This is a genomic window from Trinickia sp. EG282A (assembly GCF_040965455.1).
GTDB classification, from domain to species: Bacteria; Pseudomonadota; Gammaproteobacteria; order Burkholderiales; family Burkholderiaceae; genus Trinickia; species Trinickia symbiotica.
The window spans coordinates 1-469 of sequence record NZ_JBFRCC010000033.1 but is presented as its reverse complement, the minus strand read 5'-3'; the positions used below and the strand labels follow the sequence as shown (position 1 = coordinate 469).

Genomic DNA, 469 nt, shown 5'->3' with positions numbered 1-469 from the left:
CTCCAAGCGCATCCTCGAAAACACGAACTGGGAAGTGTTCGGCATGGACATGCAGACGGATCGCCTCGGCGACCTCGTCAAGCATGAGCGGATGCACTTCTTCGAAGGCGACATCACGATCAACAAGGAGTGGGTCGAGTACCACGTCAAGAAGTGCGACGTGATCCTGCCGCTGGTCGCCATCGCGACGCCCGCCACCTACGTGCAGCAGCCGCTGCGCGTGTTCGAGCTCGACTTCGAAGCGAACCTGCCGATCGTGCGTTCGGCTGTGAAGTACCGCAAGCACCTCGTCTTCCCGTCGACCTCGGAAGTCTATGGCATGTGCTCGGACGAGCAGTTCGACCCGGACGCGTCGGCGCTGACCTACGGCCCGATCAACAAGCCGCGCTGGATCTACGCGTGCTCGAAGCAGCTGATGGACCGCGTGATCTGGGGCTACGGCATGGAAGGCCTGAACTTCACGCTGTTC

General features: G+C 61.4%; 1 protein-coding gene. It reads left to right on the top strand.

Features of this window, described 5'->3' with window-relative positions; genetic code table 11:
* Nucleotides 1–469, top strand: a 469-nt coding sequence (locus AB4Y31_RS31775) for a bifunctional UDP-4-keto-pentose/UDP-xylose synthase (RefSeq protein WP_368677422.1), incomplete at both ends; no start/stop codon positions are given.